The 12,816-nt window shown below is 66.4% G+C and carries 13 protein-coding genes and 1 other annotated feature; of the genes, 6 read left to right on the top strand and 7 right to left on the bottom strand.

Features of this window, described 5'->3' with window-relative positions; translation table 11 throughout:
* The first annotated feature begins 19 nt into the window (after positions 1–19).
* From metF to C6570_RS00445, 5 genes are all read left to right on the top strand, one after another.
* Entirely contained in the window at positions 20–850 is an 831-nt protein-coding gene (gene metF / locus C6570_RS00465) for a methylenetetrahydrofolate reductase [NAD(P)H] (RefSeq protein ID WP_106701062.1), read from the top strand.
* Between the two features lie 609 nt (positions 851–1,459).
* Complete coding sequence (locus C6570_RS00460) at positions 1,460–1,990, top strand: septal ring lytic transglycosylase RlpA family protein (protein WP_245896244.1); 531 nt, start codon at positions 1,460–1,462, stop codon at positions 1,988–1,990.
* Positions 1,991–2,252: 262 nt separating this feature from the next.
* On the top strand, positions 2,253–3,155 hold the full coding sequence (locus C6570_RS00455) for a glutamate ABC transporter substrate-binding protein (protein ID WP_106701058.1): 903 nt from the start codon (positions 2,253–2,255) through the stop codon (positions 3,153–3,155).
* A 3-nt stretch (positions 3,156–3,158) separates the two neighbouring features.
* Complete coding sequence (locus C6570_RS00450) at positions 3,159–3,821, top strand: amino acid ABC transporter permease (protein ID WP_106701055.1); 663 nt, start codon at positions 3,159–3,161, stop codon at positions 3,819–3,821.
* Positions 3,818–4,618: an amino acid ABC transporter permease gene (locus C6570_RS00445; RefSeq protein WP_106701053.1), complete on the top strand. Its 801-nt coding sequence runs from the start codon at positions 3,818–3,820 to the stop codon at positions 4,616–4,618. Before C6570_RS00450 ends, C6570_RS00445 begins: the two co-directional genes overlap by 4 nt.
* 548 nt (positions 4,619–5,166) lie before the next feature.
* Here C6570_RS00445 and C6570_RS00440 read toward each other — a convergent pair.
* Complete coding sequence (locus tag C6570_RS00440) at positions 5,167–5,604, bottom strand: hypothetical protein (protein ID WP_211297622.1); 438 nt, start codon at positions 5,602–5,604, stop codon at positions 5,167–5,169.
* Between the two features lie 51 nt (positions 5,605–5,655).
* Between C6570_RS00440 and C6570_RS00435 the strand changes: the two genes are divergently transcribed.
* Positions 5,656–6,890, top strand: a protein-coding gene (locus tag C6570_RS00435; RefSeq protein WP_106701051.1) for an IS3 family transposase whose coding sequence is annotated in 2 segments (ribosomal slippage) — positions 5,656–5,944 and positions 5,944–6,890 — 1,236 coding nt in all. Because the reading frame shifts where the segments join, the coding sequence is not laid out codon by codon here.
* Positions 5,934–6,050: a sequence feature (AL1L pseudoknot), on the top strand. Its footprint overlaps the gene before it by 117 nt.
* A 52-nt stretch (positions 6,891–6,942) precedes the next feature.
* Here the strand turns inward: C6570_RS00435 and paaE are convergent.
* The 6 genes from paaE to C6570_RS00405 all read right to left on the bottom strand — a co-directional run bounded on the left by paaE (position 6,943) and on the right by C6570_RS00405 (position 12,583).
* Positions 6,943–8,049: a 1,2-phenylacetyl-CoA epoxidase subunit PaaE gene (gene paaE / locus C6570_RS00430; RefSeq protein ID WP_106701049.1), complete on the bottom strand. Its 1,107-nt coding sequence runs from the start codon at positions 8,047–8,049 to the stop codon at positions 6,943–6,945.
* A 257-nt stretch (positions 8,050–8,306) separates the two neighbouring features.
* A complete protein-coding gene (gene paaD / locus C6570_RS00425) occupies positions 8,307–8,918 on the bottom strand; it encodes a 1,2-phenylacetyl-CoA epoxidase subunit PaaD (RefSeq protein ID WP_106701047.1) in 612 nt (203 codons plus the stop codon).
* A 42-nt stretch (positions 8,919–8,960) separates the two neighbouring features.
* Positions 8,961–9,848, bottom strand: a complete 888-nt coding sequence (gene paaC / locus C6570_RS00420; protein ID WP_106701045.1) for a 1,2-phenylacetyl-CoA epoxidase subunit PaaC — start codon at positions 9,846–9,848, stop codon at positions 8,961–8,963.
* Positions 9,848–10,099 (bottom strand): 1,2-phenylacetyl-CoA epoxidase subunit PaaB, encoded by a 252-nt coding sequence (paaB, locus tag C6570_RS00415; protein WP_245896243.1) that lies wholly within the window; start codon positions 10,097–10,099, stop codon positions 9,848–9,850. The genes paaC and paaB overlap by 1 nt, the downstream gene beginning before the upstream one ends.
* A 251-nt stretch (positions 10,100–10,350) precedes the next feature.
* The gene (paaA, locus tag C6570_RS00410) at positions 10,351–11,379 is read right to left on the bottom strand and encodes a 1,2-phenylacetyl-CoA epoxidase subunit PaaA (RefSeq protein WP_106701041.1); all 1,029 of its coding nucleotides are present in this window, start codon (positions 11,377–11,379) and stop codon (positions 10,351–10,353) included.
* Between the two features lie 250 nt (positions 11,380–11,629).
* A complete protein-coding gene (locus C6570_RS00405; RefSeq protein WP_106701039.1) occupies positions 11,630–12,583 on the bottom strand; it encodes a 23S rRNA (adenine(2030)-N(6))-methyltransferase RlmJ in 954 nt (317 codons plus the stop codon).
* Positions 12,584–12,816: the final 233 nt, after the last annotated feature.

The raw sequence follows: 12,816 nt of genomic DNA, 5'->3' as shown, positions 1-12,816 counted from the left end.
TGAACCTGTTTTGCCTGACATGACCACCTCGCTCAGCCTGGAATTCTTTCCGCCCAAAACCCCCGAAGGCGCCGACAAACTGCGCGCCGTGCGGCAAAAGCTGTACGCGCTGGCGCCCGAATATTGCTCGGTGACGTTCGGCGCCGGCGGTTCCACCCAGGAAGGCACGCTGGACACGGTGCGCGAAATCGTGGGCGAGGGCTACGCCGGCGTGCCCCACCTGTCGTGCATCGGCCAGACCAAGGACACCATCCGCCAGCGCCTGGCCAGCTACCGCGACGCGGGCGTCAAGCGCATCGTGGCGCTGCGCGGCGACTTGCCCAGCGGCTACGGCCTGGGCGGCGAATTCCGCTACGCCAGCGACCTGGTCACCTTCATCCGCGAAGAGACGGGCGAGCATTTCCACCTGGCCGTGGCCGCCTACCCCGAGGTGCACCCCCAGGCCAAGTCGCCCCAGGCCGACCTGGACGCCTTCATTGCCAAGGTGCAGGCCGGGGCCAACACGGGCATCACCCAGTATTTCTTCAACGCCGACGCGTACTTCCGCTTTGTGGAAGACCTGCGCCGCCGGGGCGTCGAGACGCCCGTGGTGCCCGGCATCATGCCGATCACCAACTCGTCGCAGCTGCTGCGCTTTTCAGACGCCTGCGGCGCCGAGGTGCCGCGCTGGGTGCGTTCGCGCCTGCAAAGCTTTGGCGACGACGCCGCCGCCATCAAGGACTTTGGCGCCGACGTGGTCACCGCCCTGTGCCGTCGCCTGCTGGACGGCGGGGCGCCCAGCTTGCACTTCTATACGCTGAACCAGTCGGTCGCCACGCTGGAAGTGCTGCGGCGCCTGGGCATCGCTTGATTTGGGGCGCTTGACCGCGTCGGCTGGGCCGATTGCTGGTCGGGATTTGGCTTGGCAGCCCAAGAGGGCCTGCGCGCACCGTCTATATATATGAGGGTGCCGCGCACTAGTAAGCAGGGCCGCGAGCACGCCAAGCGCGCGGTTGGCAAGCCGCAACAGTGCCCGCCAGGCCACCGCGCAGGCGCTGGCGAATGCTCTGCCTCTGCTATTTGGTATGAAATTGATAGCTGCCAGCGCTTGTGCAGCCTGCGCTAGCGGCCAAAAACATCTCAAACTGATTGCACGCAACAGGCCGCTGACCCTGCCGCCATTCAGGCGTTCCACCGCAGGGCTGGCTTATAACCAGCGGTTGATAAGTGTGCATTCTTTCTGGCTTTTCGTGTCGAAGTGACACCTGTGTGACGAATCGACACGCTTCAAAACCGACTTAGCCCCTTAGAATCCGGCCCCATGTTACGGGACTCCTCTCCCGGTCAGCGCGTCAGCGCCCGGCCGGCCAAGGGAAGTGCAAGCCGTTTGCCAGCAAGCCGAATGATGTGGATCGGCGTCTTGTGGTTGGCAGCTGGGTCGCTTTCGGCCCAAACGGTAAGCCTGAATACTTCCACCTCGTTGTCTGAACCGTGTGCGTCCGCCAAGGCCGTGCACGACATGCGCTGCTCCAACTACACGGGTTTCAAGGCCCGCCTGGGCGGCAGCGACGGCACGCCCGCTGCCGACGCCAGCAAATCAGACGCCTCCGACACTGCCGCCTCGGCGGACGATGCCGCCAAGCCGCGCCTGTCGCTGTTTCGCAGCGGCCGCGATCTGCAGCGCGGCATGGCGTCGTGGTACGGCCCCGGCTTTCATGGACGACCCACCGCCAACGGCGAGAAGTTCGACATGTATGAGCTGACCGCCGCCCACAAAACGCTGCCCTTCGGCACGCGCGTGGTGGTGCACAACCCCCGCACCGGCAAGGAAGTGGTGGTGCGCATCAACGACCGCGGCCCCTTCGCCAAAGACCGCGTGATCGACCTCAGCAAGGCCGCCGCCAACGCCCTGGGCTTCAAGTCCCGCGGTCAGGATGCGGTGGTGCTGCGCGAAGTGCTGCCACCCGGCCGGGGTGCCGACGTGCTGGCCAGCAGCTCAGCCAGCGAATAAGCCGCGCGCGCAGGCCAGCCCCAGCGGCTGGTGGCCGGCCACTCACCTCATCTTTTTGAAACCAAGGGCGCCACCGGCGCCCTTTTTTGCCTGTGCTGCGCCGGCGTGGCCCCAATGCGGCTGCGCGGGCCGATGGCTCAGCGGCTGGATGAGCGTGCCCGGCCCCCGCCACCCTGGTTGGGCGCCCCCAACCGCACGCCAAGCCCGCCAACGGCATAACTGCTATAAATTCGTTTGCGCAACCCCCCATCGAGAGGACAGCATGTCGATCAAAACCATTTTGAAATCCACCGTGGCGGCCCTCGCCTTCGCGTCGGCCGGCCCGCTGTTCGCCCAAGGCACGGCGATCGACACCGCCGCGTTCGATGCGCTGGTGGCGCGCGGGCCCGTGGCCGATGCGGCCACCATTGCGTCCAGCACCTGGGCCACCAAGATCAAGCAGGCTGGCTCGCTGCGCCTGGGCGGCACGCAAACGTCCAACCTTTTTTCGCTGCTGAACGAGAAAGACGGCAAGATGCGCGGCTTTGACGCGGGCATCACCCAGCTGCTTACGCGCTACATCCTGGGCGACGCGGCCAAGGTGCAGTTCACCCAGGTCAGCTCGTCCACGCGCGAACAGGTGCTGATCAACAACCAGGTGGACATGGTGCTGGCCACCTATTCCATCACCCCCGCGCGGGCCGAGAAAATCTCGTTCGCAGGCCCCTACTACACGTCGCAGGCCGGGGTGCTGGTCAAAGCCAACAACAAGGCCATCCAGTCGTACAACGACTTGGCGGGCAAGAAAGTGGCCACGCAAGCCGGCTCCACCGGCCCGGCCATCCTGGCGCAGTTCGCGCCCAAGGCCGTGGTGCAAGAGTTTCAAACCCACCAGGAAGCGCTGGACGCCCTGCGCCAGGGCCGGGTAGACGCCTACGTGACCGACTACACCCTGCTGCTCAACGCCCTGAGCCTGGGCACAGGCGACGCCAAGCTGGCCGGCGCCCCCTTTGGCGCGCAAGACCCGTACGGCATTGGCCTGCCCAAAGGCTCTGACGGCGTGGCCTTCATCAACGCGTTCTTGAAGAAGATCGAAGCCGACGGCACCTGGGCCAAGCTGTGGACGGTGTCCATCGGCCAGCGCACCGGCAGCACCACTGCACCCACGCCGCCCGCCATTCCCTGATCGATGGGCGAGGTCCACAAGCTTCTGGCCGACTATGGGCCTGCCTTCGGGCAGGCCCTTTTGCTGACGTGGAAGCTCACGGCCCTGTCTTTCGTGCCCGGCTTTGCGCTGGGCGTGGTGGTGGCGGTGCTGCGCCTGCTGCCGCTACCGCCCCTGCGCGGCGCGCTGACGGCGTACGTCGAGGTGTTTCGCAACATACCCACCGTTGGGCTGCTGATCTTCATCGTCTTCGCGCTGCCTGACTTGAACGTGGTGCTGGATTACGACACCGCCGTCGTCCTGACGCTGGCGCTGGTCTGCTCGGCCTTCACGGCCGATTACCTGCGCTCGGGTATCAACACCGTGGATTCGGGGCAGATTGAAGCCGCCCTCAGCCTGGGCATGCGGCCCATCACCGTCATCACCGCCATCGTCCTGCCGCAGGCGCTGCGCACCGTGGTGCAGCCGGTGACCTCGCTGCTGATCGCGCTGATGCTGTCCACCTCGCTGGCGTCGCAAGTGCCGTTTCCGGGGCGCGAGCTGACGGCGCTGGTGTCCAAGATCGCCAACGAATCTGCCGCCGGCATCGCCGCCTTTGCCGTGGCCGCCGCCCTGTACGTGACCACCGGCCTGGTCATCGGCTGGCTGGGCGGCCTGCTGGAGCGCAGGCTGCGCATACTGCGATGAGCCGCCCGCTAGAAGACATCCTCTTTGGCGCGCCCAGCCCGCGCGCACGCGCCGCCACGCGCGCGGCCAGCGTGGCCGCCGCCGTCGTGCTGCTGGCTGTGGCTGCGGGCATCGTGGCGCGCTTTCACTCTGCGGGCCAGCTGGATGCCCGGCTGTGGTCCTTCTTCGCCTTACCCACCACCTGGGCCTTTCTGGGCAAGGGCCTGCTGGGCACCCTGGCATCTGCCGCCATGGCCGCCGCCATCGCCCTGGGGTTGGGGCTGGTGCTGATGCTGGGGCGCCTGGCCCGCCCGCGCCTTATCCGCTGGCCCAGCGTGGCCGCCATCGAATTCTTGCGCGGCACGCCCACGCTGCTGCTGATCTACGTCTGCTTTCTGGTGCTGCCCAGCGTGGGCATCAAGCTCAGCACCTACTGGATGCTGACCTTGCCCGTCGCCCTCAGCACCGCCGCCGTGGTGGCCGAGGTGTACCGCGCCGGCGTGCTGGCCGTGCCCCGCGGCCAGACCGACGCCGCCCGCAGCCTGGGCATGACGGAGATGCAGGTCTTCTTCACCATCGTCTTCCCGCAGGCCCTGCGCTACATCGTGCCCGCGCTGGTGGCGCAGCTGGTCATCGTCGTCAAAGACACCACGTTTGGCTACGTGGTGACCTATGGCGAACTGATGCAGAACGCCAAGGTGCTCATCGCCAACTACCAGTCACTTGTGCCCGTGTACCTGGTCGTGGCGGCCATCTACTGCCTGGTGAACTACGGCCTGTCGCGGGCGAGCAAGCGGTTGGGGCGGCCGGGGTGGTGAGGCCTGGGGTTGCGGCTGCGGGACGGCCCTAGGAATGACTGCGCTGCTCCCTAGCAATTTCGAGCGCCGGTGTGTTTATTGCAGACATTTGCGCGAATAAAGCTTGCGCGGCCGCTACCGGCTAGGAGCAGCCTGTAGAAGCGAATAGAAGCAGACGCTCTCAGTCGGAGTTGACAGGCAACCGGCGGGAAGCACCGAGGCTGCGAAGCAAAGGCCCGTCGCCGGGCGTCCTTGTCGAACGACATGTTAGCCATCATGCTCACCACTAGTTTCTCAGGGGTGTGGATGCCCGGAGATCGCCTCTACAACCGCAACGCCGGACTGATAAAGGACAGCTCTGTACTCATCGTACTGCCTTGCAAATAGTGTCGTAGGCAGACAACGGGATTTCCAACAACAGTGAGTAGCAAGTCAAAGGCAGCTTCCGGGCGGCGATTCTGATCGCGGCTCTGGGCCCAATCGGCCGCTCATCAGCCCCCATGCCAACCTAGGCTCGCTTTTCCTTCAGCTGGCGCGAACCGTGGTGGCTTGGTACAGCGCTTAGGAAATCAGGCTATGCGTGCGTAGGTTTTCCCGTCCAAGACTCGTTTCACTTGGTCCACGTTTTTCGCCCCGATGTGCACGTAGATTTCCTCGGGCGTGTGGTTGTTGGCGAGCTCGCGTATTGCCTTGACTTGGATCGCGGATAAGCGCCCATCCCGCCCGCAAATCTGCGCTATCGCCCAGTCGTTGTCCTTCCACTTTTCGGCGACCCATGGCGCCGGTAATCCCAAGCGGGGATGGTCATTCAGCCACTTGTGCAGAATCTTGTCGCGGTCATCGGGCAGAGGAACGACGCCTTTCGAAAGCAATCCGTTTTCGCGCAGGTAGCGCAGGCCGCTCTTTCCGCCCGGCACCATGTTGAGTCGGCGTTCGTCATCCCAATGCCCTTCCACCAGGAACTCTTCCGCCTCGTAGAGCTGCTCCAGATCGTCGGTGATAGCCATCTGAACCGCCCCGTATTTTGAGGAGGCTCCAACACTTGAGAAGATGGAGCCATGAACAAGTCACCGAAGTTCTCCCCGGAAGTGCGCGAGCGCGCCGTGCGCATGGTGCAGGAGCACCGAGCCGACTACCCGTCGCTGTGGGCAGCCATTGAATCGATTGCTCCCAAGATTGGCTGCGCGCCGCAGACCTTGAACGACTGGGTCAAGAAGGCCGATGTCGACAGCGGCCAGCGCCCCGGCACCACCACTGCAGACGCCCTGCGCATCAAGGAGCTGGAGCGTGAGGTCAAGGAATTGCGCCGGGCCAACGACATCCTGAAGACGGCCAGCGCGTTTTTCGCGCAGGCGGAGCTCGACCGCCGATTGAAGTCGTGAAGGCCTACATCGACCGCCACCGTGATGACTACGGGGTCGAGCCCATCTGCCGGGTGCTGCAGATGGCCCCGTCGTGTTACTGGCGCCACGCAGCCCGACAACGCAACCCGCAACTGCGCAGTCAACGCGCCCAGCGTGACGAGGGCTTGAAGGCCGACATCCAGCGCGTGTGGCACGCCAACTGGCAGGTCTACGGGGCCGACAAGGTCTGGCTGCAGATGAACCGCGAGGGCATCGTGGTGGCGCGCTGCACGGTCGAGCGTCTGATGCGTGCCATGGGCTTGCAAGGGGCACGCCGTGGCAGGGCGGTGCGCACCACCACGCCGGATACCTCGGCCCCGTGCCCGCTGGACCACGTCAACCGGCACTTCAAGGCCAGCCGTCCCAACGAGCTATGGGTGTCGGACTTCACCTATGTCTCCACCTGGCAGGGCTGGCTGTATGTGGCCTTTGTTGTGGACGTGTATGCCCGGCGCATCGTGGGCTGGCGAGTCAGCCGCAGCATGCAAACGGACTTCGTGCTGGATGCGCTGGAGCAGGCGCTGTATGACCGCCAGCCAGCAGCCCATGCCTTGACGCACCATTCCGACAGGGGCAGTCAATACGTCAGCATCCGCTACACCGAACGGTTGGACCAGGCGGGCATACAGCCCTCAGTGGGCAGCAGGGGAGACAGCTATGACAACGCGCTGGCCGAGACCATCAACGGTCTGTACAAGGCCGAGTTGATTCACCGCCGGGGACCTTGGAAGACCAGGGAATCCGTGGAACTGGCCACCTTGCAATGGGTGCACTGGTTCAACCATGTCCGATTGCTCACGCCGATTGGGGGCATCCCTCCGGCAGAAGCTGAGGCAAACTACTGGAGGCAACTAGCCGTCAGCGACACCTCGGCAGAGGTGTCAACTTAAACCAAGCGGCCTCCTCGAAAGTCGGGGCGGTTCACCCCTCCTCCAACCCCCATCACCTCTCGTCATAACTCACCACCAGCCGGTCGCTGGTGGGCCGGGCCTGGCAGCTCAGCACGAAGCCCTGGGCCATTTCGTCACCCTCCAGGGTGAAGTTCTTGTCCATCACCACGGCGCCGTCCAGCACTTTGGCGCGGCAGGTGCAGCACACGCCGGCTTTACAGGAATAGGGCAGATTCAGCCCGGCGGACAGGGCCACGTCCAGCACGTGCTGGTCGGTGCGCATGGCCAGCTCGTGCGATTTGCCGTCGATCAGCACCGTCAGTTGCACCTGGCCGGCGGGGGCTTCGGGGTCGGGCTGCACCACGGCGGCACGGCGGGCATCGGGCGTCAGGTTTTCCAGTGTGGGTGAGGTGAATCGCTCGCTGTAGATGCGGTCGGCGGGCACGCCGGCGCTGGTCAGGGCACCTTGCACGGCGTCGATCATGGCCTCGGGGCCGCACACAAACACTTCGTCCATGCTTTTGGCGGGCAGCAGGGTGGCGATCAGCTGCTGCACCTTGGCGACGTCGATGCGGCCTTCCAGCAGGGGTACTTCCTGCGCCTGGCGCGACAGCACGTGGATCAGCGTCAGGCGGTTTTTGTACTTGTCCTTCAGGTCTTGCAGCGCTTCGTTGAACATCACGCTGCTCATGCGGCGGTTGCCGTACACCAGGGTGAATTTGGCGCTGTCGCTTTCCTCCATGGTGCTGGCGATGATGCTCAGGATGGGTGTGATGCCCGATCCGGCGGCAAAGCCCACGCGGTGCAGCGCGCGCGGCTTGCGGATGGTGAAGCGCCCGTCTGGCGGCATCACGGCCAGGGTGTCGCCCGCCTTGAGCTGCGTGGCCGCCCAGTTGGAAAACACGCCGCCATCCATGGGGCGGATGCCCACTTCCAGCTCGCCATGGCTGCCGTAGCGGCTGCGGGTGGAGCAGATGCTGTAGTTGCGCCGCACGTCTTGCCCGTCGATGGTGCTGCGCAGGGTCAGGAACTGGCCGGGCTCAAACGCAAAGCGCTCTTGCAGCTCAGCCGGCACGGCAAAGGTGATCGCCACGGCGCCAGCGGCCTCAGGGTTGACGCGGGCGACCGTCAGGTCGTGAAAACGGGGCACGGCGGACATGGGGGCGTTTCCTCGGGGATTCGGGTTTGAGTTGTGTTCGGACGAAATGAAGCGTTCAACGCGGCAAGCCAATGCCCGCAACAGGCAGGCTGAACCGACGACGGTCGACTGAGGCACCCAGCGCAGCAGGCAGCGCTGCCAGCCCAGCGAACGCGGTGGCCGCACCTGCGGCGGCCACACGCGTTGTCCCCCCTCCCGAAGCGCGCAGCGCGAAGAGAGAGGGGGGAAGGCGCCGCAGGCGCCTCAGGGGGAGCGCCTCATATCCTTTTGAAATGGTCAAACGGCTCCATGCAATCCAGGCAGCGGTAAAGCGCCTTGCACGCGGTAGAGCCAAAGTGCGATGTTTCGGTGGTTTTGGTCGATCCGCATTGCGGGCAGGCCACTGGCGGTTCAGTGCCAAAACCGCCGCCAGCGCTGGCGCCACCTGCGCGGCCAGCTCTCATATTTGAAGCAAACCGCACCACCGATTGCCCCTCGGCCGCCAAGGCCGCCGCCGCTGCGCTGTGGGGCGGGGCGATGCCATAGGCGCGCAGTTTTTCGCGCGCCTCTGCGGTCATCCAGTCGGTGGTCCAGGCGGGGGCCAGTTGCGTCACCACGCGGGCGGCCACGCCTTCGCGCGCCAGGGCGGCGGCGATGTCGTCATGGATTTGCTCCATCGCCGGGCAGCCGCTGTAGGTGGGCGTGATGACCACTTCCACCCGCCCGTCGGCGCCCCGGCGCAGCGCGCGCAAGATGCCCATTTCGCGCAGGGTGACCACCGGAATCTCGGGGTCGGTCAGCTCGTCCAGCAGCACCCAAAGCTTGGTTTGCTCGCTTTCTGATAGCTGCTGGCGCACGTCCAGCGTGCGATGGGGGGCGATTTGGCTCATAACTTGTGCCGGGCGATGGGGGCGTTCAAGCCGCTGCCCGCGTCACCACACGGCGCCGGGGTGGGCGCGCGCCAGGCTTTGCATTTCGGCCAGCAGGTAGCCCAGGTGCTCGGTGTGCACGCCGGTCTTGCCTTGGGTGACGTAGCCGTTCCACGCGGGCGGGCGCTTCAGCGTGGCTTCGGCGATGGCGTCGTCCACCAGCGCTTGCCATTCGGCGCGCAGGCTGGCTGCGGGCACGCCGGTGGCGTTGCCGGCCACGGCCGATTCCAGTGCGCTGGGTGCCCAGAATTCGTCGGTGAAGGGCAGCAGGTAGTCCAGCGCAGCTTGCACGCGCGCGTGCGATTCGGCCGTGCCGTCGCCCAGGCGCACCAGCCAGTCGCGCGCGTGGCGCAGGTGGTAGCGCACTTCCTTGATGCTTTTGGCGGCGATGGCGGCCAGGTGCGCGTCGGCGGATTGCTGCAGCTTGTCCCACACCAGCACCATCAGCGCGCTGTAGAGGAAGTTGCGCACGATGGTCACGCCCCAGTCGCGCTCGCCGCCGGCGGCGGGCACCAGCGCCAGGCGGTGGGGCAGCTCCAGCAGGGCGTAGTTGCGAAAGTCGGGCACGTCGCGGAAGTAGGCCAGCGTGTCTTCCGTTACCGGGCCGGCGGGCCACGCGGCGCCGCGCTGGCCGCGCACGTCGGCGTTCAGGCGGTCGGCCGCGTACTGGTACAGCAGGCGCGCCTGGCCAATCAGGTCCAGGCTGTTGTTGGCCATGGCGATGTCTTCTTCGAGGATGGGCGCGTGGCCGTTCCACTCGGCGTTGCGCTGGCCCAGCACCACGGCGTTGTCGGCCAGGTGCAGCAGGTAGTCAACCGGGGCCAAGGCTTTGGCGGGCGCCAGGGCTGGCGCTGGCTCAGGAGTGGCGTGGTGCAGAGCGGTGGCTTCCATCACATGTGCCCCACTTCGTCGGGGATGTCGTAGAAGGTGGGGTGGCGGTAGACCTTGTCGCTGGCGGGCTCGAACAGCTGGTCCTTGTCGCTCGGGTCGCTGGCGGCGATCAGGTGCGAGGGCACCACCCAGATGCTCACGCCCTCTTGGCGGCGGGTGTACACGTCGCGCGCCATTTGCAGCGCGTGCTGGCTGTCGCTGGCGTGCAGGCTGCCGCAGTGCTTGTGCTCAAGCCCTTGCTTGCTGCGCACGAAGACTTCCCAGAGGGGCCAGTCGCGAAGTGCCTTCGCGCCTGGCGCTTGGCCAGCTTGGACGCCAGGCCCCTCCCCAACCCTCCCCTCACCAGGGGAGGGCTTTCCAGCTTGATCGATGTTCTGTGTGCTCATCGTGTCTCTCTCTTATGGTGCCGCGGCGGTGATGCGCCCAGGCGGTTGATTTGGGAATCAAATTGGCTGCCGGCGCTCGTCTGGCAAGCGCCGGCAGCTATGATTTTTGATGTCTATCAGGCGGCGGCCTTCAGCGCGCGCTGCGCCTGCTTGTCGGCGTGCGCCACGGCGGCGTTGCGCACCCAGGCGCCTTCGTCGTAGGCCTTGACGCGGGTGGCCAGGCGTTCGCGGTTCATGGGGCCTTTGCCGTTCACGGTTTGCCAGAACTCGTCCCAGTCGATGGCGCCGTAGTCGTAGTGGCCGCGCTCGGCGTTCCATTTCAAATCAGGGTCGGGCAAGGTCACGCCCAGCACTTCGGCCTGCGGCACGGTGGCGTCGACAAACTTCTGGCGCAGATCGTCGTTGCTGATGCGCTTGATGCCCCAGCGCATGCCTTGCACGCTGTTGGGGCTGTCGGCGTCGGGCGGGCCGAACATGGCCAGGCACTTCCACCAGGTGCGGTTGACGGCGTCTTGCACCATGTCGCGCTGCGCCTGGCTGCCTTTCATCATCACCAGCAGGGCTTCGTAGCCCTGGCGCTGGTGGAAGGATTCTTCCTTGCACACGCGCACCATGGCGCGGGCGTAGGGGCCGTAGCTGCAGCGGCACAGGGGGATCTGGTTCATGATGGCCGCGCCATCGACCAGCCAGCCGATCACGCCCACGTCGGCCCAGTTCAGCGTGGGGTAGTTGAAGATGGAGCTGTACTTGGCCTTGCCGCTGTGCAGCGCCTGCAGCATCTCGTCGCGGCTGGTGCCCAGCGTTTCGGCGGCGCTGTACAGGTACAGGCCGTGGCCGCCTTCGTCCTGCACCTTGGCGATCAGGATGGCTTTGCGCTTCAGGCTGGGCGCGCGGCTGATCCAGTTGCCCTCGGGCAGCATGCCCACGATTTCGCTGTGCGCGTGCTGGCTGATCTGGCGCACCAGCGTCTTGCGGTAGGCGTCGGGCATCCAGTCGCGCGGCTCGATGCGGCCATCGGCGTCGATGCGCTCGTCAAAAGCGGCTTGCAGCGCGGCTTCGGTCGCGTTCAGCGGGCGCGCCACGGGCTTGAGCGGCGGCGCCTTGCCGCCTTCGTCGTCCGGAACGGAAAAAGACTGGGTGTACATGCGTGGGTCTCCTGGTTCGGGGCGGTGCGCAGGCCGCTTGGGACGTCGCTTTGCACGCCATTGGGCGCACCCTTTCGCGCGCCGGGCGCGGGTGTCCAACGAGTATACGGAGTTAGCCGACCGGCCGGTCGGTTAATTGCGCGTCTGCGAATCAGGGTTTACCCGGATCGGGCCGGGTGCGTCGCTCGGCACCAGCGCTGCAGCGGCGCAGGTGGGCAGCAGGCCGCATCGCCCGCTGCCGCGTGGGGGCTTACGCCGCGCCCGCGTCCACCGACCAGGCCGCGCCGCGCCCGCGGCCTTCGCCCAGGGCGGCCAGCACCTGGGGCAGGGCCTCGTCCAGCGTGGCTTTCAGCGTGTGCGGCGGGTTGACGACAAACATGCCGCTGGCCGTCAGTCCGCCGGATTCGTCGGCCGCGGCGCCCACGTGCAAGGTAGCGTTCAGCCAGCTGCGGCCGGCTTGCTGCGCCAGCGTGCGCAGGCGGCGGGGCAGGTCGTGCGCCTCGGGCCGCGCGATGATGGGGTACCACACCAGGTACACGCCGGTGGGGAAGCGCTTGAGCGCGTCTTGAATCGCGGCCGCCACCTTGCCGTAGTCGGTCTTGATCTCATAGCTGGGGTCGATCAGCACCAGCGCGCGGCGCGATCCGCCCGGCGCGGGCGGTGGCGGCAGCAGGGCGCGCAGCCCGGCAAAGCCGTCTTCGGGCGCCACGGCCACGCGGCGGCCCGCGCCCAGCTGCTCGATGTTGCCCACCAGCGCTTGCGCGTCGCTGGGGTGCAGCTCAAACAGCTTCAGCCGGTCGTGCACGGCGGCGCGAGCGGGCTCGTCCATCAAATGCTGCAGCACGAAGGGCGAGCCGGGGTAGGTGCGCCACGGCAGCCTTTGGTTGAAGCTGGCGACCAGCGCAAGATAGTCGCGCAGGCCCTCTGCTATGTCTTTGATAGCTGCTGGCGCTGGTGCAGCCTGCGCTGCAGGGTCAAATGCCTGCGAAAAGGCGTGCGCCAGGCGCTGCACGCCCGCGTCCGCCTCGCCGGAGGTTTGCGCGTAGTCGCCGTCCAGCCGATAGACGCCCGCACCGGCGTGCGTGTCCACCATCAGCAGGGGCGCGTCCTTGCGCATCAAATAGCGCACCGTGGCGATGAGGCACAGGTGCTTGAGCACGTCGGCATGGTTGCCGGCGTGGAATCCGTGGCGGTAACTGAACATGGCGGCATGGTAGCCGGTGGCAGGGCGCGGCGGGCAGTTGGGCGCGGTGATTGCGCCTGGCTCGGCTCGCATCGGCGTGGGTTTCCGGCCGGCGTGAGGCGCCCCGGCCGGGCTCGCATGGCGCTTGCGCGCCTTCTGCCAGGTCGTGGTGCGGCAGGAAAGTTGCCGCCCGACCGGCCCCTCAGTTAGAATCGTGGGCTTTGCAGCGACACTGCGTGCCCCGCGGCAAGAGC

Source organism: Ottowia oryzae (assembly GCF_003008535.1).
GTDB classification, from domain to species: Bacteria; Pseudomonadota; Gammaproteobacteria; order Burkholderiales; family Burkholderiaceae_C; genus Ottowia; species Ottowia oryzae.
Note: the sequence above shows the minus strand (reverse complement) of the source record. Positions and strands in the feature narration are given on the sequence as shown.

Bases quoted from the DNA above. Each gene is read 5' to 3' on its own strand.
- paaC (WP_106701045.1), bottom strand. From the start codon at position 9,848: ATGGAAGCCACCGCTCTGCACCACGCCACTCCTGAGCCAGCGCCAGCC.
- C6570_RS00440 (WP_211297622.1), bottom strand. From the start codon at position 5,604: ATGGCTATCACCGACGATCTGGAGCAGCTCTACGAGGCGGAAGAGTTC.
- C6570_RS00450 (WP_106701055.1), top strand. From the start codon at position 3,159: ATGGGCGAGGTCCACAAGCTTCTGGCCGACTATGGGCCTGCCTTCGGG.
- paaA (WP_106701041.1), bottom strand. From the start codon at position 11,379: ATGTACACCCAGTCTTTTTCCGTTCCGGACGACGAAGGCGGCAAGGCG.
- C6570_RS00445 (WP_106701053.1), top strand. From the start codon at position 3,818: ATGAGCCGCCCGCTAGAAGACATCCTCTTTGGCGCGCCCAGCCCGCGC.
- metF (WP_106701062.1), top strand. From the start codon at position 20: ATGACCACCTCGCTCAGCCTGGAATTCTTTCCGCCCAAAACCCCCGAA.
- paaE (WP_106701049.1), bottom strand. From the start codon at position 8,049: ATGTCCGCCGTGCCCCGTTTTCACGACCTGACGGTCGCCCGCGTCAAC.
- C6570_RS00405 (WP_106701039.1), bottom strand. From the start codon at position 12,583: ATGTTCAGTTACCGCCACGGATTCCACGCCGGCAACCATGCCGACGTG.
- C6570_RS00455 (WP_106701058.1), top strand. From the start codon at position 2,253: ATGTCGATCAAAACCATTTTGAAATCCACCGTGGCGGCCCTCGCCTTC.
- paaD (WP_106701047.1), bottom strand. From the start codon at position 8,918: ATGAGCCAAATCGCCCCCCATCGCACGCTGGACGTGCGCCAGCAGCTA.